Raw genomic sequence first — 23,415 nt, 5'->3', positions numbered from 1 at the left:
CTGTTAGCGTCGCCGAATGCTTTGACCGTTCGTGCCGCAAGATCGAAACCCTCCGGCAATTGTTGCATTGTGAAATAGGTAGGCATTGTTTGGTGTCAAGCATTACAGCTTTGCCGCGTGTGACGTGTGCTCACCAAGTGATTTACGGTGCCCGCCCGCCCAACGCTTTCACGCAACTTTGCAGCGCGTCCTCGAACGAATGGGCGACATGATCGGCCTGTTCGAACGTGAACTCCCGTAAATCCGGGTTCTCAAACGGGCTCGGCAACAAGACCGCGAACTGTTTGCAATGCGGCAGGCTTTCGCGGAATTTCTGTATCGCCAGCTTCAGCTTGTCGCGGTTGTTGAGCGGGTCGATGCTGACCAGGCACACGATCGACACCAGCTCCGGCGACGCTTCCGGTGGCGCCGGTTCATCCAGATCTTCCATGCTCATGCTGCGAGCGTCGATCTTTTGCTCGCGCAGCACACGCACCAGGATCTCCGTGGCCAGCTCGTCGAACTGGCCGTCGAGGCCGATCGTCAGCACCAGGCTGCCGGGCGGCACGTCGAACGATCCTTGCCACTCGCCGGTCGCCGAGATGCGGCTGTCGCGCAACTGGCGGCCGATGCCGACGCCGGCCAGCGCCGAGACGGTTTTCCTTTTCCTCCACCACTTCGGGTTGCCGCTCAACGCTTCGATGACGGCGATCACGGCGGCGCTGACTTTCACTTCCTCCTCGGGCGTGATGGCGTTGTCCTTCAGGTCGAAATGCGCCAGGTGCAGCGCCGGCACCAGCACGCCGTCGCAGTAGGCGGCAAGCGACTTGTGCTGCATGTAGCGCTTGGCGCTGGCGACGATTTCGTGGGCGTCGCCGGACAGGATGCGCTGGTAGAAATTCTGCGGCATCGTCAGCGCCGGCAGTTCGCCGAACATAATCTCAAGCACCTTGAGCGCGCGGATGTAGCGGCCGGCCACCACCAGGCAAAGGGTCAGCGGTGTCGACAGCACCAGGCCGACCGGTCCCCAGATCGCGCTCCAGAAGATTGCCGCCACCACCACCGACAGCGGCGACAGCCCGGTCGTGTGGCCGTACAGCTTGGGCTCGATGGTTTGGGCGACGATGATGTCGACCACCAGGAACCAGCCGACCGTCATCAGCGCCAGCGACCAGCCGGGGTCGATGGCGGCGGCCAGCAGCGTGGCGCAGAACGCGGCCATCCAGAAGCCCACATACGGAATGAAGCGCAACACGGCCGCCATCGTGCCCCACAACAGCGCCTGCGACAGGCCGATGACGCTCAGGCCGATCCAGATGGCCAGGCCGGTGCAGGCGTTGACGGCGAATTGCGAGATGAAAAAGCGCGATAGCCGCTCGCCGGCGTCGTTGACGGCGATGGTGGTTGCTCGCAAGTCCTCGCCGCCGGCCAGGCGGATGAAGCGGTCGCGCAGCGATTCGTGTTCCAGCAAAACAAAGATCAGCACGATGAAAACGATGCCGGCCATTTCCAGCGGCGGCCAGACCGAGGCGATGATCTTGCCGAGTAGCTGCAAGGGCTTGAGCGCGGGTTCGTGGATTTCAACCGGGATCGGCGCGCGGCTCGATCCGGGCAGGCCGCTTTGGCCTTCGAGTGGTGCGCCGGGACCTTCCTGCGTGAAGTGTTCGATCAGTTGGCCGGCCGGTCCGCCCAAGCTGCCGATGGTGCCGCGCGTAAGGCTGTCGAGCGCTTCGACCTTGGCGGCGATGGTGTCCTGGTATTGCGGCAGGCTGGCGCCGAGGCGGCCGACCTGCGAAATGATCACCGCGCCGATCATCACCAGCGCGGCGGCGACGATCAGCACGCCGGTCAGCACCGAGGCAGTCTGGCCGAGGCCGATGCGGCGCAGCGAGCGCACGAACGGCGCGATCAGGAAGCTGAAGATGAAGGCCAGCGTGATGGGGATGATGACGTCGCGGCCGAAGTACAGCAGGCCCAGCACAACGGCCGTTCCGACCAGGCCGACGACGGCGTTGGGCAATGCGCGGGTGGGAAGGGGATCTGACACCGTGTTCCTTGAAGTGATCTGCGAAGCGCGGGCCTGTGGAGCCTGCTTTTCGAGCCTAAATTAAGGGGTGTCGCGTGTCAATGGTTCTTACGTAGTTTGATGCAAGCCGCTCGTTGGCGCCGGGGTGGGGATCAATGCGCAGCGCGTCATCCGCCATCCGCCATCCATGATCGGCGCTAACAGGTCACGTGGTGCTGCGACGCAGGTAATTGACCGGCGTCGAAATCGGCAGGTCCGATACGGTGACGGAGTTGGCCAGTGCCACCTGATCCGCCTCGCGCAGCTTGGCGTTGGGCGCCAGCACGCGCTCGATCACTTGCGGATTGATGTTAATGCTTTGAAGAAACTCAACCGCACTTTCGGTGCCGATATCGCGTTGGACTTCCAGCGCTTGCCGAACGATGAACTCAAGCGAGTGCCAACCTGCGGTCTCTGAAGTTTCGGCCGGGCGGCTTTGACGTCTGTCGTGCTCTGGACTCATGTCGTGCTCCTTGCAACAGGGGGTTTGAAACGCGGTGAACAAATTCAAGTGAAGCCAATTGTAGCCTAACTCTTGGCCGCGCAACACCTCGCATTGCGACGATTTGCGCAGCCTCTACACTCCTAAATAGCTAGTCGCCGAACCACTGTTGCAGCGTCTCGCGCGCCTTCTGCACGTGCTCGTCCTTGATGTAGACGGCCACGGCGGCGGCGGCCGCGATCAGCACGCCGATATCGTCGGTGTAACCGATGGCCGGCAGCAGATCCGGGATCGCGTCGATCGGCGAGATGAAGTAACCCAGCGCGCCATAGATGGTGGTCTTGGCCCAGCGTGGGGTATCCGGATCGGTGGCCGAGTAGTACATTTTCAGCGCCTGTTCGAGCACTTTGCGGCCGGCGTTTTTCGCCTGCCCCTTTACCTTGTTCCAGAAGCCGGCATCGGAATACTCCGACGCGTACTCGGTCTTGGCCATATCTGTTCTCCCTGAAGCGCACGTTGAACTGCTTGTTGACAGCCAGTGTAGCGTGCGCGGACGGAAAGCTCAAAACAGTAGAGAACGGCGGCCGCGTATTACCCGCGCATTCAGCGTAGCGCGGGATAGGTGAAGGCGATGAAATGGGCGGCGTTGAGGGCGATGTGCAGGAAAATCGGCGCCTCGATGCGCTGGGTGGCGTGGTAAGCGTAGGCATAGCCGAAGCCGGCGACCGTGGCCAGCAGCGCATACGGCGCGCCGCCTGGCAGGTGGACCAGACCGAACAGCAGCGCCGAGCAGACCAACGCAATCCATTTGCCGTAACGCCAGCGCGCCAGCGCCGCCGCCAGCCGGTGTTGGAGGAAGCCACGGAAAAAGGCTTCCTCCGCCACCACGGTGAAGAACAGATTGACGGCGATAAATTGCATCGTCAATTGCGACAGTTTGAAGTCCGGGCGCACCGCGCCGATGGCCGTGGCCAGGCCGAGCACCGCCACCAGGGTGGCCAGCAGCACCGGCAGGGATTGCCTGAGCACGCCGCCGAATTCGCTCCACGTACGCGCCCGGCTGCACAGCAAGGCCAGCAGGATAAGGCCGACCGCGCCCTTGTCGAAGTTGGCGTACTGCGTGAACGGCGCCGCGCCGGGGGAAATGGTGACCGCGTCGATGACCACCGCATTGTTGAATCCGGGGAGCTTATGGATCGCCAGCGCCAGTGCCAGCACCGTTGTGACCACACCGAAGATCACCCGCACATATTGCTGCGGCGCGCGCGCCGTCATATATGCCGACCCGGCCAGCGCCGCCAGCGCGACGACGGCCGGAGCCCGCAGCACGCCGGCCGCCATGCCGAACACGAGCGCCGCGGCAAATACCGCCAGCCACGACGAGAAGCTCGTCCGGCCGAGCGAGACAGGTTTGGACCATGCCGCGCAGATCGCGGCGGCAAGCAGAATATAAGAGATGAAAGTGGTGTCGGAGATCATTGCGCGAACGGTTTAATTTTCGCGCAATAGTATCACCTGGGCAACCTCAATCAAAACTTATAGCTGATGCCCGTCATCAGCATCGGCGTCGTTTTGCGCTTGGTCAGCGGGCTGTCGGCGGCGTCGCCCACCAGATGCGTGAAGCCGATGGCGGTGTGGGTCGACCAGCGCTTGTCGATCACGTGGTCCCAGCTGACGGCGGCGCTGACGGTCTCGAAGCCGGACCTGGCCTGGTACGCCTTATAACCGGAGCGGACACTTTGCGCGCCGGTGACGCCGAAGTAGGTTTGCATGTGCTTGTTGTCGCCGTAGACCGCCGAGCCGCCCAGGCCGACCTGGTCGTTGGTGCCGCTGTACAGCGGCATCGAGGCGCCGAGGGTATAGGTGGAACCGTTCTCGCGTTTGCCGACGGCCTGCGTGGTGCCCAGGCTCAGGCCGACCTTGCCGAGCTGGTAGCTGGCCGTCAGCACGGCCTGCAAGCCGCCGTCGATCTCGCCCATGCCGCGCAGCGCGTCGGACCCGGCGGCGAAGGTGCGCTTGTGCTCGTCGCGTGCGCCGCCGTAGGTCAGCGCGCCGCTCAGGTTGACCGCGCCGACGTTGGTTTGATAGCCCAGGCCGCGCCGGGTGCTGATGAAGAAGCCGTTGGCGTACGTGCGTTCGAGGAAAGGCACCGGCACCACGCGGCTGTCGTCGCTGCCGGCGTATTCCGGCACGTAGGCCACGCCCAGGCCAACCATCAGGCTGTCGCCTTCCGGTGCCTCGGCGGCGTTGCTGTTGGCGGCGATGGCGCACAAGGAGGTCAGGGCGAGGGCGAGGGCGAGCTTGAGATTGAGGGCGTGGCGCATGATGGTTATCCTCTCGGTGGTGGTTCGAGGTCCGCCGGTGCGTGGGTGCCCGGCTCGGAACGGGCTGAAGTGTGGCAACATTTACGGTTCGCCGCTATCGGCTTGGCTGAAGTATCATTTGCTGAATTCTCAGGTATCGCGTGGCGATGCCGGCACCCAGGAGCTGACATGTCTTTGACCCTTTACTACCATCCGCTGGCCTCGTTTTGCCACAAGGTGCTGATCGCGCTGTACGAAAACGGCACGCAATTCGACAAGCGCATCATCAACCTGGGGGAGGAGAGCGACCGCGCCGAACTGCAGGCGATGTGGCCACCGTGCAAGTTCCCGGTGATCCGCGACCACGAGCGCACCCGCGACGTGCCGGAGACCTCGGTCATCATCGAGTATCTGGACCGCTATTTCCCGGGCGAGAAACCGCTGATCCCGGCCGACTGGGACGCGGCGCTGGATGTGCGACTGTGGGACCGTTTTTTCGATAACTATGTGCAGGAGCCGATGCAGACCATCGTCAACGGCCATCTGACGGGCCTGCAGTGCGACCAGACCAAGGAGCGCACCAAGCTCAAGACCGCCTACAAGATGATCGAGAAGCGCATGACAAGCAGGGTATGGATGTGCGGCGACGACTTCAGCATGGCCGACTGCGCGGCGGCGCCGGCGCTGTTCTATGCCAGCACGATATTGCCGTTCCCGGAGGAGTACAGCCAGTTGCAGGCGTATTTCGAGCGGCTGGTGATGCGGCCGTCGTTCAGGAGGGTGTTGGAGGAGTCGAAACCGTATTTCTCGTTATACCCGTTCGTGCAGGATATTCCGGACCGGTTTTTATAAGGTTTGGTAGGGCGGATTAGCGCGCAGCGCGTAATCCGCCATGAGCCGTCGACGGCGCCGTCTCGGCTTTTAGCTCTTGTTGCCCTTGTTTTCGTCGCTTTGCATGGAAGCCGGCTGCTGCATCGCGCTGTTCTGCGCAGCGACCTGCGCGAATTGGGTCGCCTGGTCGAGGATTTCCTTGCCGGCGGCTTTCTGCATGCGCAATTGCTGGTCGGTCTGGGCGGCGGCCTTCTGCGTCACCACGTCGGCCAGTTCGGTGGCGGTACGCGCCGTCTGCGGCACGTGCTGCTGCGCGACCTGGTTGATGGTGGTCTGGAAGTCACTGGTGATCTTGACCAGTTGCTGTTGATAGGTCTGCAGCTTCTGCGCGACCGCCTCGACAGACGAACCGGTTTCGGTGCGCTCGGTAGGTGGCGTCAGCATTGCCGTTTGCAGCATTTGCGTGGAATCCTGCATCCAGCTGCGGCTGAATTGCAGGTTCACTTCTGCAAGTTCGCGCATTGTCTGCACCATGGCAAGCGACACATCGTTAAAGTACGCGATACGTGCTTCGATGTGATTTTTTGCTGCTGGCGAAACGGTTTCCACAAACGAATTCATGTTGATCTCCTCATCCAAAATAGCGGCCAAAATGTGAGACGACACAGGCGCTTTGGCCGGACGCCGGATGCGATATTCTCTCAGGTGTGGAGGAAATTTGACACACCAGAGCCTGTCGGCACTGTTCGTTTTGTCCAGCCAATAAATGCTATACGGTATTCAATTGGCGAAAGCCGCGCCGCCACTGGCGCGCGGGATCAAATACATGTTTTTTTGCCGGCCGTCGAGGTAGCGAATGCCCGCCTCGTCGAAGAACGCGTCCTCTTCCAACATGATATTGACCGGCGCCGGCCAGCCCTGTACAACCGACGCCGCGCTCAGTTCTATCGAGTAGGCGGTGCGGTGGCGCAGCGCCTCGTCGCCGCTGCCCGGCACGCCGTTCTGCATGTCCCACATGCCGATGGCCGCGCCGGCGGCGTGGCCGTGATAGCCCAGCGGATGGCTGTAGATGGTCGGTTTGATGCCCTCGGCGCGCGCTTGCGACAGCGCGCCGGCCAGCATCTGGTTGCCGCTGCGCCCGGCCTTGAATTGCGCCAGCAGGATGTCCTGCAGCCGGTTGGCCTGGGCAAAGGCCTGTGTCAGCGCCGCCGGCGGGGCGTTCTCGCCCGGCTTGAGCACATACGCGTGTTGCTGCACGTCGGTGTTCAGCCGCAGATAAGTGATGCCGATATCGACGTGCAGCAGGTCGCCCGGCACGATCACGGTCGGATCGGCCAGGCCTTTGCCGCTGCGCTGGATCTCGACCGACGGGTGGAACCAGGTGTCGTAACCCAGATCGCGGATCTTCTGGCGGAACCACCACACCACGTCGTCGGTGGTGGTGATGCCCGGCGTGATGACGCGCTCGGAAAAGCCTTCGTCGATGATCTTGTGGGTGGCGTTGACCAGTTGCGGATAGATCTGCATTTCGCGCTCGCTGCGCGTTTCGAGCCAGCGGATCGCCAGTGGCTCGGCCGAGACGACCTTTTGCTGGTATGCCGTCGGCAGCGCTTGCAGCAGTTCCACGTAGTCGGTATGGTCGATGCCGTCGGCGTGGCCGAAATGGCGCGACGTGTTCAACGCTATCTTGCTGGGATTACGCGTCTTGACGATGTCCGCCAGCGCGTCCCACTGGTCCGGGAATTTTTTCATGTCCCAGGCGGCGGCGATGCGCTTGCCGACCGCATAGCGCGCCACGGCCAGCTTTTCCACCGTTTTCTTGACCGGATCGCGGTGGAACACAATGATCGTTCGGCGGCGGGCGTTGAGCCACTCGGCCGGCAGCATGGTCTTGAGCACCGGGTCCTCGTTGTACTCGCGCGAGACCAGCACCCACATGTCGATGCCGGTCTGCTCCATCATTCCGGGCAGCAGATTGTCCAGCCGGTCGGCCAGCAGTTCGTTGACGACGGTGGCCTGGTCGCGCGGCGAAAGCACGGCGGCGTGGCAGGCGGTGGACAGGAGCAGGGGGAGGGCGAGTGCCAGGATATATTTTTTCATGCTCAGATGTTGACGGCAGATTACAATGAAGTCAACGATTTGCATACCAACTGACCAACCTGGAGGATCACCGAGTGCAGGCACCCACGATATTCTATTTGCATGGCGGGCCGGGTCTCGGCACCGCGTTCGAGCGCCAGCGCTATCCGGATGCCGACAACGTGCACTGGTGGCAGCAGCCGTCGGCCGTCTCGTGCGCCACGCGCCCGTATCAGGATTTGCTGGCCGCCACCGTGGCCGAGTTCCGGCTCAGCGTCGACATGCTGGGCGGGCCGATGACGATCATGGCCAGCTCCTTCGGCGCCCATCTGGCGGTGCACCTGGCGCGCCAGATGCCGGAATGTATCGCCCGCATCGTGCTGCTGGCGCCGACCTTCGATCCGGAAGGGGCGGCGTTGCGGCTGGCGCGCCACGGCCTGGCGCTGCACGCCGGGGATGCCAACGCCGGCAAGCTGGTGGCGGCGCTGGCGGACTACGAGGCTTCGCCGGGCCGCGCGCGGTTCTGGGACGTGATGGGCGCTTTGTGGCTGCTGCCGAACGTGCCGTCGTTGTACTTCGGTCCGAACTCGGGGGACGAGCCGCAGGTGTTCGCCTATCTGCTGCAGCAGCCGGGCGTGTTCGACGGGCCCTCGTCGGTGGCGACGTCGGACGATTTTTCCGCCAGCGCCCCGGTGCCGGTGCGCAGCCCGTATGCGGGGCCGGTGTCGGTGCTGTTTGGCGAGTTCGATCCGATGATCGACCCGGCGGTCGATGGGCCGATCTGGCAGAGCGTGTTCCCGCAGGCCGTCGTACGAACGCTGCCGACCGGGCATTTCCCGCTGCTGGAGCTGTCGATTGAGGCTTGTCTGGCGTAGTGGTTAAGTGTTGTCGGCGGCTCGCCGATGGCGGATTACGGCGTTCCGCCTAATCCGTCCTACGTGGTTTTTTGGCTGGGCGTGCTTCTTGTGCCGGGGCGATGTTCTCGTCGATGTCGCTCGATGCCGAGCGCACCCGCTGATAGGTCACGCCGCCGCTGTTTTCGGGTAGCGCGGCGCCGGTGTAGAGCACCGCCAGTTCGGCGATGGCGGCCGTGTTGTCGCTGCCGAAGCCACTGAGCGCGGTAAAACGCAGCTGGCGTGCGCTGACGTTCCTGCCGAATTCGATGCGTTGTTGGTCGTACGTCGACACCAGCGTTCCTCTTTTGAGCTCTTGCCAGGTGTCGCCGTCGTTGCTGTTCTCGATCAGGTACTCGCGCACGTCGCCCTCGTGGTCGCGGTGGTTCTGGCGCGGCATCAGCAGCAGGCCGGAGAACGAGGCCGGGGCCGGGAAGCTGAGCGTGAGCGTTTGCGGCGTGCGCGGCGCCGCTTGCGTGCCGGCGGTCCAGAAAGTGTTCGGGTCGCCGTCGATGGCGTTGGCCGGGTTGTTGCCGCCGCTGGCCGTGGCGCCCAGCTTTTTCATCACCAGCGTGTCGAACAGCGCCTTGCGGAAGTCGGCGGCGCCGATGGCTGTCTGCGGGTTGAAGCTGTCGCTGGCCATGTAGTCGAGCACCGATTTGCGCAGCTGGCGCGCGACGATGCGCTTATCCAGATTGTTTTCCAGGTCCGGGCTTGCGACCATCAGCCGGCCGTTGCCGACCTTCGCCTCCAGCAGCAGGCCCAGTTTGAAGTTGCGGTTCCAGTCATCGACCGGTTGCACGATCGGCTGCAGCGCGGGCGGCAGCTTGTCCAGATTGATGGTGCGCGTGCCCTTGATCAGTTCCGACCATTGCCAGTCGTTGAAGCGGTCGGTGGGGAACTGCGTCAGCGCCGGATGCTTGTTGTCGATCCAGACGCCAAGCGTGCGGCTCCACGCAGGGTTCATCAGGCGGTTCCAGAACACCGGCACGCTGTCGAGCGGCGGGCCGCTCCAGTCCAGATCCGGCGCCAGCGGCAGGAACAGCACCTTGCCGCCCGTCGCAAGGGCCGCTTCGGCGGCCGGCCAGCTGTGCGTCACCAGTACGTCGGCCGGTTCCGGCGCGCTGATTGTCGACGGGTAGAGCCAGATGTTCCAGTCGTTTTCAGCCAAGGGATCGGTGGCCGCGCCGACGCCGACCACCAGCCGGTATGCCTGCGGCGCCTTCAGCTGCGCCAGCGGCAGCCGGATTTGCCCGAGCGGGATGTTCTTGCCGATCTCGATCGTCCGGCGTGCGAATTCTCCGCTGGCGGCGACGCGGCCGGTGGCGTCGATCAGCTTCCACCAGGGCTGCGCGTCGGTCAGCGCGACGGCGCCGAAATGGGCGATCTCCACGTCCGCCGTCAGCGTTTCGTCGGTGCCGTAGGTGCGCTTGAGCAGGCGCGCCAGCGGCACGGTCTGGCCGTTGAAGCGCCGGAATTCCTCGGCGGTCGCATAGCCTTTGGGCTCCCAGAACGTGTCCAGGATGCCGACCAGCGCCGTGCCCTGGCCCAGATAGTCGTGCAGGTCGAGTAACTGATAGCCCATCAGACCCGGCGTGCGCAGGTTCGCTTCGATCTCCTCCTTGTAGGCCTGCACCTGGAATTTGCCCGAGGCCCAGGCGAAGTCCTTGTTGCGGGCGGCCATGCCGTGGCGCGCCAGCGAGTCGCGGAAGATCTCATAATTCCCGGGGCGCAGATAGCCCCTGAATTTGCGAATGATGTCGTAGTCGGGATAGGCCGCCCACTGGCCAGTTTCGTGCGAGACCACCGGCACGTTGACGCCGGCCAGCGAAGCGCCGTAATCGCGGCCGAACCAGCCCTTGTCGCCGCGCAGCGGCTTGGGGCCGATACGCTGCATCGACAGGAAATCGGTGCCGTCGGCCAGGCCGGGTATTTCTTTTTCAGTGTGCCCGGTGCCGTTGGAGTAGAGCCGGCGCGGATCGGCCTTGCGGTAGTGGGCGATCCAGACGTCGAAGGATTCCTTCCATCGGCCTTTCGGTTCGTTGGCGGGGCTGAGCAGAATGAAGGATGGATGATTGCCGTACGCCTTGATCATGCGTTCGGTCTCCTCGTACAGCATCTTGTCCATCGCGGTGCCGGGCGAAATTTCGTTCCACATGCCCGGTTCCGGTTGCAGGTACACGCCCAGTTCATCGGCCGCCTGGAACGCCGCTTCGGGCGGGCAGAAGGAATGGAAGCGTATGTGGTTGATGCCCCAGTCCTTGTTGATCTGGATGATTTTGCGCCAGTAGGCGACGTCGGTCGGCGGATAGCCGGTCAGCGGAAAATCGCCGCCGTGATGGGTGCCGCGCAAAAACAGCGTGCGCCCGTTCAGCCGGAACTCATTGCCCCTGGCGGCGATCTGCGCGAAGCCGAAGCTGACGTCGCGCGTGTCGGCGGCGCCGGCACCCCTGAGTTGAAGGCGGATGTTTTGCAGCGCGGGCGTGAATTCGTCCCAGGTTTGCGTGTTGGACGGGAAGCGCACGTTGATCTCGGCGCTGCCGCCTTGCGCGCTCCATTTGACTTTGTGCGCAACGCCATTGGCCGTGACGGTGCCGCTGCCGGCGCGGCCGCCGGCGTTGCCGATGATGATGTTGACGCGCGCGGTTTTGTTTTTCACATCCGGATAGACCTGGACATTGTCGAGCCATACCGGCGAGGTGGCGCGCAATTCCATTTTGCCGACGATGCCGTTCCAGCTCATGCCGAGTGAATCGGAGACGCTGTGGGCGTCGGGCCGGTACGCCATCAGCATGCGGTTATCGACGCGGACGGAAATGCGATGCCGTCCCGGCGCCAGCAGGCCCAGATCGTATTCGTGTTCCGCCACCAGACTGAGATTGCTGCCGACCTTGCGCTCGTCGATCCACAAGGTCGATCCCCAGCGCGGACGTTCAAGGAACAAGGCGACGCGCTTGCCGCGCCAGCCGGCGGGAACGTCGATGTCGCGCTGGTACCAGGCGGCGCCCAAATAGTGCTTGGGCGGCTGCGACAGGAACGGGACTTTCACGTTGCCGGCGGTGGTGTGGGTTTTGTAGTCGTCGCGCTGGTCCCAGTTCTTATCGTACAACGACAGCACCCATGGCGTTTTGGCGGTGATGTCGTCGCCGTAGCCCTGCGCCTGCAGGATGCCGGGGAGGGCGATGCCGTCCTTGAGGTCGCGGGTAAACCAGGACTGGCTCACACCCTCGTCGTTGCGGTCCATGGCGAAACGCCACTCGCCGGACAGGTCGCGCGTTTCGGCCGCCTGCAGGAAGCCGTGGGCGCAGAGGGAAAGGCAAAGGAGGGCCAGGGCGAGGGTACGGAGCATGGAGTGCCTTGCGAAACGAGTGTTGCCCGAGTTTATCAAGCAATTCAGCCAATTTACATGCGGCCTTCAGTCAAAAGCGTGCGCGTTTGGCGTCGTGCGGGCCTATTCAGTTACAATCTGCTGCGCGAAATCAGCCACTATAGACACTACACCAACACATGCAACTACGCCGTCTTACCCTTGCCGCTTTAGCCACCTTTGCCGCAACCGCCATCGTCGGCTGCAAAACAGCACCAGTCATCGACACGCCGGTGCAGCCGATCGCCGTGCCGGAGCCACTACCGCCGCGCAAGATCAAGATCGGCCTGGCGCTGGGCGGGGGCGCCGCGCGCGGCTTCGCGCATATCGGCGTGATCAAGGCGCTTGAGGCGCAGGGCATTTACCCGGACATCGTCGTGGGCACCAGTGCTGGCAGCGTGGTCGGTGCGCTGTATGCGGCCGGGAACACCGGCTTCCAGCTGCAAAAACTCGCCTTCGACATGGACGAAGCGGCAATCTCCGACTGGGCCATGCCGTTGTTCGGCAAAAGCACCGGCGTGTTGAAGGGCGAGGCGCTGCAGGCCTACGTCAACAAGGCCGTCAACAACCAGCCGCTGGAAAAGCTCAAGGTGCCGTTCGGCGCGGTGGCGACGGATTTGAAGACCGGCCAGCCGATTCTTTTCCAACGCGGGAATACCGGTATGGCGGTGCGGGCATCGTCGTCGGTGCCGGGCGTGTTCCAGCCGGTGACGATCAGCGGCCGCTCGTATGTCGACGGCGGCTTGGTGGCACCGGTGCCGGTGCGCTTCGCGCGCGACATGGGCGCGGACTTCGTCATCGCCGTTAATATCTCCACGCAGGCGGACGTGCAGGCGACCGTCAGCTCGGTGGACGTGATCATGCAGACCTTCAGCATCATGGGTCAGCGTATCAACCAGTATGAATTGAAGGACGCCGATATCGTCATCGCGCCGAGTCTGGGCAAAATGGCCGGCAACGACTTCGCCGGCCGCAACCAGGCCATCCTGGCGGGCGAGCAGGCGGCCGCGCTGGCCATGCCGCAGATCAAACAGAAGCTCGAGGCGCGGCGCAAACCGTAGGCTTTACAATGACCGTTCAATAATAAAGAAGACTTGAAGGAAGACCATGCAAACCAAACCATATCTGTCGCTTGCCGACGTCAAGAAAATCGCCGCCGCCGCCGAGGCTGAGGCTGTCGCCAACAAATGGGCGGTCGTGATCGCCATCGTCGACGACGGTGGCCACTTGCTGTGGCTGCAACGCCAGGACGGCGCCGCGCCGCTGTCGTCGCACATCGCCCCGGCCAAGGCGCGCGTGTCGGCGCTGGGTCGCCGCGAATCGAAGATTTACGAAGATATGATCAACAACGGCCGCGTCTCGTTCCTGAGCGCGCCGGCTCCGCAGACCGACGGCATGCTCGAAGGCGGCGTGCCGATCATCGTCGACGGCCACATCATCGGCGCCGTGGGCGTCTCGGGCGTGAAATCGGCGGAAGACGCGCAGGTCGCCAAAGCCGGCATCGCAGCACTGATTTAAGCTGGGTTTTGCGCCCGCAGCGACGTAGGAATGCCGTTTGGCTCAATGCCAAGCGGCATTTTTTATTGGAGAATCGCGCCAGCATGTAATTCGCATGCCTATAATGTGATATTGCCTGCGATATCGCCGCGATGTCATCACACCCAACCATCTGGCTAAGATTAAAAGAACGTTGTTGGAGTTAAATCGTTCGCCCAGTGCCATCAAGGCTAGCGTATTGGCCGGGCTTGCTCAAGAACTTGGGCGAGCGCTGTCCATTCGGGGAAAGGAGCCGACCTATGTCCGCAACGTGCAGCCCAAGCTACCGTTTCCATTAAGTATTCCAAGGCACGCCGTGGATGTACGTGTCGGGACGGCGAAAAGTATCATTAAGTCATTGTTGAAAGATGTGGCCGTTTGGGAAGCCTACATGCAAGGGGATATTGATGAAGATTAGTGATGAAGAAATCTCTGCGGTTCTGGCCCGTCCTTATGTCCGAAATATGCTGCCAGATGGGGACGGCGGCTACACCGTGACCGTTCAAGAGTTTCCAGGGTGCATAGCTGAGGGTGATACAGCCGAGGAAGCGCTGCGAAATTTCGACGCGGCAGCCACCTCATGGATCGAAGCGGCGGTGGCCAGCGGCGTTGTGATCGCCGAGCCGGTCGAGCCGCCTGTCTATAGCGGACGCATCGCCTTGCGCATTCCGGGTGGGCTGCATCAGGACGTCGCGCAGCTGGCGCGGATCGACGAATGCAGTATTAATCAATTGCTGAGCGTTGCGATCGCCGAATACATCGGGCGCAGGCGGGGGCGGCCTTTGCAGCCGGCACAGAAGAGCAGGGCGCCAGCCGCGCGATGAATCGCTGACGCCGATCTTGCAACGAAATAAATGCGCTGATCGAGGCGGAAAATTTTGCCCCTGTTTCGCCGGCTCTCCATTGCCAAGCAGGGCGGATTTGGTTATAATTCAAAGGTTTAGCCAATCTCACCTCTACCGTAGCCGACCACCACTCATCCATATTCAATCTGACCTTCTACCCCGGCCTGCGACGGTGGGGGATGCACGACGGTCGTCTGACGTGGCGCTGCTACGGTAACTTTATCAGGAGTTACCCTTGCCGCCATTTTTTTCTGGCCCCGCCGTTCCAGCCATATTGGCCCTCGCTGACGGAACCATTTTCAAAGGTTTTTCAATCGGCGCCGCCGGCCACACCACCGGGGAAGTCGTCTTTAACACCTCCATGACCGGCTATCAGGAAATCCTGACCGATCCCAGCTATTGCCGCCAGATCGTCACCTTGACGTATCCACACATCGGCAACACCGGCGTCAATCCAGAAGACGTCGAGTCCTCGAAAGTCCATGCGGCCGGCCTAATCATCCGTGACCTGCCGCTGTTGGCGTCGAACTTCCGCTCCACCCAGTCGCTGGCCGATTACCTGAAGGCCGAGAACATCGTCGCCATCGCCGGTATCGATACCCGCAAACTGACCCGCATCCTGCGCGAAAAAGGCGCACAATCCGGCGCCATCCTGGTCGGCACGCAGGGCAACGAGCCGTCCACCGCGCAAGCGCTGGAACTGGCCCGTTCCTTCCCCGGCCTGGCCGGCATGGATTTGGCCAAAGTCGTCTCGACCAAGACCGCCTATGAGTTTACCGAAGCGGAATGGGAACTGGGCGAAGGCTACGGCAAAGTGGCGGAGCCCAAATTCCACGTGGTCGCCTACGACTACGGCGTCAAGCGCAACATCCTGCGCATGCTGGTACAACGCGGCTGCAAAGTGACCGTGCTGCCCGCGCAAGCCACCGCCGCCGACGCGCTGGCGCTGAACCCGGACGGCGTGTTCCTGTCGAACGGTCCTGGCGATCCCGAGCCGTGCGATTACGCGATCCAGGCCACCAAGGAACTGATCGACAAAGGCATCCCGGTATTCGGCATCTGCCTCGGTCACCAGATCATGGCACTGGCCTCCGGCGCGAAAACGTTGAAGATGAAGTTCGGCCACCACGGCGCCAACCACCCGGTGCAGGACCTGGACAGCAAGAAGGTGATGATCACCTCGCAGAACCACGGTTTCGCCGTGGACGCCGCGACCTTGCCAGCCAACACCCGCGTAACCCATAGCTCGTTGTTCGACGGCTCGCTGCAGGGCTTCGCCCGCACCGACAAACCGGCGTTCTGCTTCCAGGGCCACCCTGAAGCGTCGCCCGGCCCGACTGACGTCGCTTACCTGTTTGACCGCTTCATCGACATGATGGAAGCAACGGAGAAAAAGTAAATGCCTAAACGTATAGACATAAAAAGTATTCTGATTATTGGCGCTGGTCCGATCATTATCGGCCAGGCTTGCGAGTTCGATTATTCCGGCGCCCAGGCCTGCAAGGCCCTGCGCGAAGAAGGCTACAAAGTCATTCTGGTCAACAGCAATCCGGCGACCATCATGACCGATCCTGAAATGGCCGATGTGACCTACATCGAGCCGATCACGTGGCAAGTCGTCGAGAAGATCATCGCCAAGGAAAAGCCGGACGCGATCCTGCCGACGATGGGCGGGCAGACGGCGCTGAACTGCGCGCTGGACCTGCATCGCCACGGCATCCTGGACAAGTACAAGGTCGAGCTGATCGGCGCCACGCCGGAAGCCATCGACAAGGCCGAAGACCGCTCCAAGTTCAAGGACGCGATGACCAAGATCGGCTTGGGCTCGGCGCGCTCGGGCGTCGCCCACTCGCTGGACGAGGCGTGGGCCGTGCAGCGCGACGTCGGCTTCCCGACCATCATCCGTCCGTCGTTCACGATGGGCGGCAGCGGCGGCGGTATCGCCTACAACGAAGAAGAATTCGAGGCGATCTGCAAACGCGGCCTGGAAGCATCGCCGACCAACGAGCTGCTGATCGAAGAATCGCTGCTGGGCTGGAAAGAGTACGAGATGGAAGTGGTGCGCGACAAGGCGGACAACTGCATCATCATCTGCTCGATCGAAAACCTGGACCCGATGGGCGTGCACACCGGCGACTCGATCACCGTGGCGCCGGCGCAAACGCTGACCGACAAGGAATACCAGATCATGCGCAACGCCTCGCTGGCGGTGCTGCGTGAGATCGGCGTCGACACCGGCGGTTCGAACGTGCAGTTCTCGATCAACCCGGCCGACGGCCGCATGATCGTCATCGAAATGAATCCGCGCGTATCGCGTTCGTCGGCACTGGCCTCCAAGGCCACCGGCTTCCCGATCGCCAAGGTGGCGGCCAAGCTGGCTGTCGGCTTCACCTTGGACGAACTGCGCAACGAGATCACCGGCGGCGCCACCCCTGCCTCGTTCGAGCCTTCGATCGACTACGTCGTGACCAAGATCCCGCGCTTCACGTTCGAGAAGTTCCCGACCGCCGACCACCACCTGACCACGCAGATGAAATCCGTCGGCGAAGTGATGGCGATCGGCCGCACCTTCCAGGAATCGTTCCAGAAAGCCTTGCGCGGCCTGGAAGTCGGTGTCGATGGCCTGAACGAGAAAACCAAGGACCGCGAGAAGATCGAAGAGGAACTCGGCGAGCCGGGTCCGGAGCGTATCTGGTACGTGGGCGACGCGTTCGCACAAGGCTTCACCTTGGAAGAAGTACACCAGCTGACCAAGATCGATCCATGGTTCCTGATCCAGATTAAAGAAATCGTCGACCTGGAACTGTGGATGGACACGCAGAAGCTGGAACAGCTGGACAAGACCGTGCTGTACAAGCTGAAGCAAAAAGGCTTCTCGGACCGCCGTCTGGCCTTCCTGCTGCAGACCGATGCCAAGGCCGTGCGCGCCCGTCGCCATGAGCTCAACATCCGTCCGGTGTACAAGCGCGTCGATACCTGCGCGGCCGAGTTCTCGACCAACACCGCGTACATGTACTCGACCTACGATGAAGAGTGCGAGTCCAATCCGACCGACAAGAAGAAGATCATGGTGCTGGGCGGTGGTCCTAACCGTATCGGCCAGGGTATCGAATTCGACTACTGCTGCGTGCACGCGGCGCTGGCGATGCGCGAAGACGGCTACGAGACCATCATGGTCAACTGCAATCCGGAGACCGTGTCGACCGACTACGATACCTCCGACCGTCTGTACTTCGAGTCGCTGACCCTGGAAGACGTGCTGGAAATCGTCGACCTGGAAAAACCGGTCGGCGTGATCGTGCAGTACGGCGGCCAGACGCCTTTGAAGCTGGCGCTCGACCTGGAAGCGAATGGCGTGCCGATCGTCGGCACCTCGCCGGACATGATCGACGCCGCCGAAGACCGCGAGCGTTTCCAGAAGATGCTGCAAAAGCTCGATCTGCGCCAGCCGCCTAACCGCACCGCGCGCACCGAGGCCGACGCCCTGGCGCTGGCGCAGGAAATCGGCTATCCGCTGGTGGTGCGTCCTTCGTACGTGCTGGGCGGACGCGCGATGGAGATCGTCCACGAGCAGCGCGACCTGGAACGCTACATGCGCGAAGCGGTCAAGGTATCGCACGATTCGCCTGTGCTGCTGGACCGCTTCCTGAACGACGCCATCGAGTGCGACGTCGATTGCATCTCCGACGGCGAGACCACCTTCATCGGCGGCGTGATGGAACACATCGAACAGGCCGGCGTCCACTCGGGCGACTCGGCGTGCTCGCTGCCACCGTATTCGCTGGCGCAGGACACCATCGATGAACTGAAGCGTCAAACCTCGCTGATGGCCAAGGGCCTGAACGTGGTCGGCCTGATGAACGTGCAGTTCGCGATCCAGAAGCAGGACGTGGATGGCGTATCGAAGGACGTGGTCTACGTGCTCGAAGTGAATCCGCGCGCCTCGCGCACGGTGCCATTCGTGTCCAAGGCGACCGGCCTGCAGCTGGCCAAGATCGCGGCGCGCTGCATGGTCGGCCAGACCCTGGCGCAGCAGGGCATCACGACCGAAGTCGTGCCGCCTTACTTCAGCGTCAAGGAAGCCGTGTTCCCGTTCGTGAAATTCCCCGGCGTCGACACCATCCTCGGACCGGAGATGAAATCGACCGGCGAAGTGATGGGTGTCGGTAAAACCTTCGGCGAGGCATTCGTCAAATCGCAGATGGGCGCCGGCGTCAAGCTGCCGAAGTCGGGCAAGGTGTTCCTGTCGGTGAAATCGTCCGACAAGCCGCGCGCTGTGAAAGTGGCGCGCGACCTGGTGGAAATCGGCTTCTCGCTGGTGGCCACCAAGGGCACCGCCGCCGTGATCTCGGCGGCGGGCATTCCGGTCACCGCCGTCAACAAGGTGGTCGAGGGCCGTCCGCACATCGTCGACATGATCAAGAACCACGAGATCGTCCTGGTGATCAACACCGTCGAAGAGAAGCGCAACGCCATCACCGACTCGCGCGCGATCCGCACTTCGTCGCTGGCCTCGCGCGTGACGACGTACACCACCATCGCCGGCGCCGAAGCGGCGGTCGAGGGCATTCGTCATTTGGACGAACTGCAAGTGTACGATTTACAAGGGCTGCATAAAACCTTACACTAAGGCTTAGCAGTACTTTTGAACCACAGAGCTCGCGCTGCAGTTGGCGTGGCCTCTGTGGTTTTCCATTGTAAAACCAGAGTAAATAAACAACATGACTTCAGTTCCACTTACCAAGTACGGCGCCGAGCTCTTGAAAGAAGAGCTGCACCAGTTGAAGACCAAAGAACGCCGTATCGTGATCGACGCGATTGCTGAAGCGCGTTCGCATGGCGACCTGTCTGAAAACGCCGAGTACGATGCCGCCAAGGAACGCCAGGCGTTCGTCGAAGGCCGCATCGCGGAATTGGAAGGTAAGCTGAGCGCCGCGCAAATCATCGATCCGACCACCCTGGACGCCGAAGGCCGCGTCGTGTTCGCATCGACCGTCGACCTGGAAGACCTGGAATCGGGCGCCAAAGTGACCTACCAGATCGTCGGCCTGGACGAGGCGGATTTGAAATTGAGCAAAGTGTCGGTGACCTCGCCGATCGCCCGCGCGCTGATCGGCAAGTCCGCCGGCGACGTGGTGGAAGTGCAGGCGCCGTCGGGCCCGCGCGAATACGAGATTCTGGAAGTGCGTTACATCTGATGTTACTTGCGCGTATCCGTTTGCTGGTCGCGACCTTGTGGGCAGGCAGTTTGTGGGCGATCGGCTATCTGGCCGCCCCGACCCTGTTCGCTACGCTCGCCGACCGCGTACTGGCCGGCACCATCGCCGCCAGTCTCTTCAATAATCTGGCCTGGCTGTCGATCGCTTGCGCGTCGATCATGCTGGTACTGATCTGGGTCAGCAAGGGGACCGAGACGGCCGGCATTTTCGCCGGCTCGGCGCGCAACTCCGAGGTCAAGTCGCGCAAAACCTTGCTGGCGGTGGTGTTGATCATGCTGGCGTGCACCCTGGTGTCGCACTTCGGCCTACAGCCGATGATGGGCGCGTTGCGTGCCGCGGCGGGGCCGGGCGGTGTGATGGAGTCGGCTGCCAAGAATGAGTTCGGCATCCTGCACGGCATTTCCAGCGGTCTGTTTTTAGTGCAGAGTTTGCTGGCCGCGTGGCTGGTGATCAAGCAGTAACTAAGTAATAACTGAGCAATAACGTGAACTTTCGTCCTTTCCCCGCCGGGGAAAGGACGATGCCCGGGTTTATTTCGAACCCAGAGCGCTCTTCTTCGAGGATTTCTGCTGTGGCTTGGCGCGCTTGATGTTGCCGCCCTGGGTCACGCGTTCATTCCCTTTCAACAGCACCTTGGTCACGGACGGACGTTTGGTGCCGCTCGGGCTAGGCTTGACGATGGTCACTTCGCGCAGGCCCTTGCCGGACGTCGAACGTTCCTTCGTGGTTTCCACTTTCGGGCGGTACAGGACCAGCAGTTTGCCGATGTGTTGCACCGGCGCGGCGTCCAGTTGCTCGCAGATGGTGTCGTACATGGCGGCGCGCGCTTCGCGGTCGTCGCCGAACACGCGGACCTTGATCAGGCCGTGCGAATCGAGGCCCAGGGCAATTTCCTTGAGGACGTTGGCGGTCAATCCCGCTTCGCCGATCAGGACGATGGGCTTGAGCGCGTGAGCTTCGGCGCGCAGGGCGCTGCGCTCAACGGGTGTAAGTTTTTGCATAATAAATTTTTAGTGGTTCCCTTAAAGGCAGTATTCTACGCGAATGAAGAAGAAGAAATTAAACAAAAACTGGTTGCACGACCACATTAACGACCCTTACGTGAAATTGGCGCAAAAAGAGGGCTACCGCGCCCGCGCCGCATTCAAGCTCAAGGAGATCGACGAGGACGAGCACCTGATCAAGCCCGACCAGGTCATCGTCGACCTCGGCTGCACCCCCGGCAGCTGGGGCCAATACGTGCGCCGAAAACTGGCCGGCAAGGATGGCGGCGGCATCAACGGCACCCTGATCGGCCTCGACATGCTGCCGATGGAGCCGATCGCCGACTTCCATTTCATCCAGGGCGATTTCCGCGAGCCGGAGGTGCTGCAGCAGCTGGAAGACCTCGTGAAGGGCCGAAAAGTTGACGTTGTGTTATCGGATATGGCGCCCAACCTGTCCGGCATCGCCAGCGCCGACGCCGCGCGCATGGAACATCTGATCGATCTGGCCATCGAATTCTCCCAGGCGCATCTGAAACCTAGTGGCTCCTTGCTGGTCAAATGTTTTAAGGACATGGGTTTTAACGACATCGTGTTGAAGTTTCGCCAAGAGTTTAAAACCGTGGTCCAGAAAAAGCCCAAAGCGAGCCGCGACAAATCGTCCGAGATTTTCCTGCTCGGCCGTGGTTTGAAAAACCCCACCGACGGCATGGTATCGGCCGTACCGCTCGATTCCGACCAATTCCGCCCTTGATGCTCTTGTTTTTTACCGCTCGGGCCGCACATCCAACAAGGAGTCGCACTTTTGTCTTGATCCGCGCCATAATTTGATCAAATAATGTGCCTTTCCGCTGGGTTTATACCCCCGCGCACGGGTGGGCTTCTGGCACCGCCTGCTTATTACGAGTAAAATCGGGTTTCTAGCCCTAGGTTAAAAGATGCGCCCCGCATCCAAGGAGTTTTCGTGAATAACATGTTTTCCAAATCAGCCATCTGGGTAGTCGTCGTACTGCTCCTGCTCATGCTGTACAAGCAGTTCGATAGCCATGGCGTTGCAGGCGGCGCCAAACCCATCGCTTACTCCGATTTGCTGGATGACGTGAAAGCCAAGCGCATCAAGGATGTCGTGATCGAGGGTGGCAACATCACCGCCACCCGCACTGACGACACCAAGGTGCGCACCACCGCCACGATCCTCGATCGCGGCCTGGTCGGCGACCTGCGCGACAACGGCATCCGTTTCGACGTGAAACCGCCCGAGGAGCCATCGTTCCTGCAACAAGTGTTCGTATCGTGGTTCCCGATGCTGTTGCTGATCGGCGTGTGGATCTTCTTCATGCGGCAGATGCAGGGCGGCGGCAAGGGCGGCGCGTTCTCCTTCGGCAAGTCCAAGGCGCGCATGATGGACGAGTCCAACAACACCGTCACCTTCGCCGACGTCGCCGGTTGCGACGAAGCGAAGGAAGAAGTCAACGAGATCGTCGACTTCCTCAAGGATCCGAGCAAGTTCCAGAAACTGGGCGGCCGTATTCCACGCGGCGTGCTGATGGTCGGTCCTCCAGGCACGGGTAAAACCCTGCTGGCGCGCGCCATCGCCGGCGAAGCCAAGGTGCCGTTCTTCTCGATCTCCGGTTCGGACTTCGTTGAAATGTTCGTCGGCGTTGGCGCCAGCCGCGTCCGCGACATGTTCGAGAACGCCAAAAAGCATTCGCCTTGCATCATCTTCATCGACGAGATCGACGCTGTCGGCCGTCACCGTGGCGCCGGCATGGGCGGCGGTAACGACGAACGCGAACAGACCTTGAACCAGTTGCTGGTCGAGATGGACGGTTTTGAAGCCTCTTCCGGCGTGATCGTGGTCGCCGCGACCAACCGCGCCGATGTGCTGGATAAAGCGCTGCTGCGTCCGGGCCGTTTCGACCGTCAAGTGTCGGTCGGCCTGCCGGACATCCGTGGCCGCGAGCAGATCTTGAATGTGCACATGCGTAAAGTGCCGATCGGCACCGACGTCAAGGCCGACATCCTGGCCCGTGGTACGCCTGGCTTCTCGGGCGCCGACCTGGCCAACCTGGTCAACGAGGCTGCGCTGTTCGCCGCGCGCCGCAGCAAGCGTCTGGTCGACATGATCGACTTCGAGGATGCCAAGGACAAGATCTTCATGGGTCCGGAGCGCAAGTCGATGGTCATCCGCGAGGAAGAGCGCCGCAACACCGCGTACCACGAGTCCGGCCACGCTGTCGTCGCCAAGCTGTTGCCGAAGGCCGATCCGGTCCACAAGGTAACGATCATGCCGCGCGGCTGGGCCCTGGGCCTGACCTGGCAGCTGCCGGAGCACGATAATATTTCGGGCTACAAGGACAAGATGCTGGAAGAGATCTCGATCCTGTTCGGCGGCCGTATCGCCGAGGAGATCTTCGTCGGCCAGATGTCGACCGGTGCTTCGAACGACTTCTCGCGCGCCACCAAGGTCGCCCGCTCGATGGTCACCCGCTTCGGCATGTCCGACGCGATGGGTGTGATGGTCTACGAGGACAGCCAGAACGACGGCTTCTTCGGCGGCGCGTCGAAGACGATTTCCGAAGCGACGCAGCAAATGGTCGATGCCGAAATCCGCAACATCCTGGATCAGCAATACAAGCTGGCCCGCTCGCTGCTGGAAGCGAACCGCGATAAAGTCGAAGTCATGACCAAGGCGCTGCTGGAATGGGAAACCATCGACGCGGACCAGATCAACGACATCATGGCCGGCCTGGAGCCGCGCGCGCCGAAACCAGGCGTGACGATCCGCAAACAGCCGCCTAGCGATGGCGGCACCGGCGTGACGCCTAGCGTGACTGCACCGGCCTGATCAGTGGACCTGACGGTCCGCTAGC

General features: G+C 62.0%; 20 protein-coding genes. 11 read left to right on the top strand and 9 right to left on the bottom strand.

Annotated elements, in window-relative coordinates; all coding sequences use genetic code 11:
- Positions 1 to 142: 142 nt before the first annotated feature.
- The 5 genes from ACZ0BA_RS12745 to ACZ0BA_RS12725 form a co-directional block, all read right to left on the bottom strand.
- Positions 143 to 2,026, bottom strand: coding sequence for an AI-2E family transporter (locus tag ACZ0BA_RS12745; RefSeq protein ID WP_463451637.1), 1,884 nt, complete (start codon positions 2,024 to 2,026; stop codon positions 143 to 145).
- A gap of 184 nt (positions 2,027 to 2,210) precedes the next feature.
- Positions 2,211 to 2,507, bottom strand: a complete 297-nt coding sequence (locus ACZ0BA_RS12740; RefSeq protein ID WP_463451636.1) for a hypothetical protein — start codon at positions 2,505 to 2,507, stop codon at positions 2,211 to 2,213.
- Positions 2,508 to 2,637: 130 nt separating this feature from the next.
- Positions 2,638 to 2,979, bottom strand: a complete 342-nt coding sequence (locus ACZ0BA_RS12735) for a YkvA family protein (RefSeq protein WP_463451635.1) — start codon at positions 2,977 to 2,979, stop codon at positions 2,638 to 2,640.
- Between the two features lie 110 nt (positions 2,980 to 3,089).
- Complete coding sequence (locus tag ACZ0BA_RS12730) at positions 3,090 to 3,965, bottom strand: lysostaphin resistance A-like protein (protein ID WP_463451634.1); 876 nt, start codon at positions 3,963 to 3,965, stop codon at positions 3,090 to 3,092.
- A 50-nt stretch (positions 3,966 to 4,015) separates the two neighbouring features.
- Positions 4,016 to 4,810 (bottom strand): MipA/OmpV family protein, encoded by a 795-nt coding sequence (locus ACZ0BA_RS12725; protein WP_463451633.1) that lies wholly within the window; start codon positions 4,808 to 4,810, stop codon positions 4,016 to 4,018.
- 168 nt (positions 4,811 to 4,978) lie between these two features.
- Between ACZ0BA_RS12725 and ACZ0BA_RS12720 the strand changes: the two genes are divergently transcribed.
- Positions 4,979 to 5,641: a glutathione S-transferase family protein gene (locus ACZ0BA_RS12720; protein ID WP_463451632.1), complete on the top strand. Its 663-nt coding sequence runs from the start codon at positions 4,979 to 4,981 to the stop codon at positions 5,639 to 5,641.
- A gap of 69 nt (positions 5,642 to 5,710) precedes the next feature.
- On the opposite strand, the gene ACZ0BA_RS12715 is transcribed toward ACZ0BA_RS12720, so the two are convergent.
- Together ACZ0BA_RS12715 and ACZ0BA_RS12710 are read right to left on the bottom strand one after the other, a co-directional pair.
- Entirely contained in the window at positions 5,711 to 6,241 is a 531-nt protein-coding gene (locus ACZ0BA_RS12715) for a phasin family protein (RefSeq protein ID WP_463451631.1), read from the bottom strand.
- A gap of 159 nt (positions 6,242 to 6,400) precedes the next feature.
- On the bottom strand, positions 6,401 to 7,720 hold the full coding sequence (locus ACZ0BA_RS12710) for a M24 family metallopeptidase (RefSeq protein ID WP_463451630.1): 1,320 nt from the start codon (positions 7,718 to 7,720) through the stop codon (positions 6,401 to 6,403).
- A gap of 74 nt (positions 7,721 to 7,794) precedes the next feature.
- Between ACZ0BA_RS12710 and ACZ0BA_RS12705 the strand changes: the two genes are divergently transcribed.
- On the top strand, positions 7,795 to 8,574 hold the full coding sequence (locus ACZ0BA_RS12705) for an alpha/beta fold hydrolase (protein WP_463451629.1): 780 nt from the start codon (positions 7,795 to 7,797) through the stop codon (positions 8,572 to 8,574).
- A gap of 49 nt (positions 8,575 to 8,623) precedes the next feature.
- Here the strand turns inward: ACZ0BA_RS12705 and ACZ0BA_RS12700 are convergent, their stop codons facing one another.
- Complete coding sequence (locus ACZ0BA_RS12700) at positions 8,624 to 11,941, bottom strand: discoidin domain-containing protein (protein WP_463451628.1); 3,318 nt, start codon at positions 11,939 to 11,941, stop codon at positions 8,624 to 8,626.
- Positions 11,942 to 12,099: 158 nt separating this feature from the next.
- On the opposite strand from ACZ0BA_RS12700, the gene ACZ0BA_RS12695 reads away from it, so the two are divergent.
- The 7 genes from ACZ0BA_RS12695 to ACZ0BA_RS12665 all read left to right on the top strand — a co-directional run bounded on the left by ACZ0BA_RS12695 (position 12,100) and on the right by ACZ0BA_RS12665 (position 20,020).
- Positions 12,100 to 13,020 (top strand): patatin-like phospholipase family protein, encoded by a 921-nt coding sequence (locus ACZ0BA_RS12695; RefSeq protein ID WP_463451627.1) that lies wholly within the window; start codon positions 12,100 to 12,102, stop codon positions 13,018 to 13,020.
- A gap of 46 nt (positions 13,021 to 13,066) precedes the next feature.
- Positions 13,067 to 13,477, top strand: a complete 411-nt coding sequence (locus ACZ0BA_RS12690; protein ID WP_463451626.1) for a GlcG/HbpS family heme-binding protein — start codon at positions 13,067 to 13,069, stop codon at positions 13,475 to 13,477.
- A gap of 425 nt (positions 13,478 to 13,902) precedes the next feature.
- The gene (locus ACZ0BA_RS12685; RefSeq protein ID WP_463451625.1) at positions 13,903 to 14,319 is read left to right on the top strand and encodes a type II toxin-antitoxin system HicB family antitoxin; all 417 of its coding nucleotides are present in this window, start codon (positions 13,903 to 13,905) and stop codon (positions 14,317 to 14,319) included.
- A gap of 256 nt (positions 14,320 to 14,575) precedes the next feature.
- Complete coding sequence (carA, locus tag ACZ0BA_RS12680; protein WP_463451624.1) at positions 14,576 to 15,739, top strand: glutamine-hydrolyzing carbamoyl-phosphate synthase small subunit; 1,164 nt, start codon at positions 14,576 to 14,578, stop codon at positions 15,737 to 15,739.
- Positions 15,740 to 18,970: a carbamoyl-phosphate synthase large subunit gene (gene carB, locus ACZ0BA_RS12675; RefSeq protein WP_463451623.1), complete on the top strand. Its 3,231-nt coding sequence runs from the start codon at positions 15,740 to 15,742 to the stop codon at positions 18,968 to 18,970.
- A gap of 91 nt (positions 18,971 to 19,061) precedes the next feature.
- Entirely contained in the window at positions 19,062 to 19,538 is a 477-nt protein-coding gene (gene greA, locus ACZ0BA_RS12670; RefSeq protein ID WP_090320927.1) for a transcription elongation factor GreA, read from the top strand.
- Positions 19,538 to 20,020, top strand: coding sequence for a DUF4149 domain-containing protein (locus ACZ0BA_RS12665; RefSeq protein WP_463451622.1), 483 nt, complete (start codon positions 19,538 to 19,540; stop codon positions 20,018 to 20,020). The genes greA and ACZ0BA_RS12665 overlap by 1 nt, the downstream gene beginning before the upstream one ends.
- A gap of 69 nt (positions 20,021 to 20,089) precedes the next feature.
- Here ACZ0BA_RS12665 and ACZ0BA_RS12660 read toward each other — a convergent pair whose 3' ends face one another.
- On the bottom strand, positions 20,090 to 20,560 hold the full coding sequence (locus ACZ0BA_RS12660; protein ID WP_090320933.1) for a YhbY family RNA-binding protein: 471 nt from the start codon (positions 20,558 to 20,560) through the stop codon (positions 20,090 to 20,092).
- A 43-nt stretch (positions 20,561 to 20,603) separates the two neighbouring features.
- On the opposite strand from ACZ0BA_RS12660, the gene ACZ0BA_RS12655 reads away from it, so the two are divergent.
- Together ACZ0BA_RS12655 and ftsH are read left to right on the top strand one after the other, a co-directional pair.
- Positions 20,604 to 21,296: an RlmE family RNA methyltransferase gene (locus ACZ0BA_RS12655; protein WP_463451621.1), complete on the top strand. Its 693-nt coding sequence runs from the start codon at positions 20,604 to 20,606 to the stop codon at positions 21,294 to 21,296.
- Between the two features lie 210 nt (positions 21,297 to 21,506).
- Positions 21,507 to 23,390 carry an ATP-dependent zinc metalloprotease FtsH gene (ftsH, locus tag ACZ0BA_RS12650; RefSeq protein ID WP_218147367.1) on the top strand — a complete coding sequence of 628 codons (1,884 nt, stop codon included), beginning with the start codon at positions 21,507 to 21,509 and terminating at the stop codon, positions 23,388 to 23,390.
- Positions 23,391 to 23,415 lie beyond the last annotated feature (25 nt).

The sequence above is a fragment of the Duganella sp. AC917 genome, from assembly GCF_979258245.1.
Note: the sequence above shows the minus strand (reverse complement) of the source record. Positions and strands in the feature narration are given on the sequence as shown.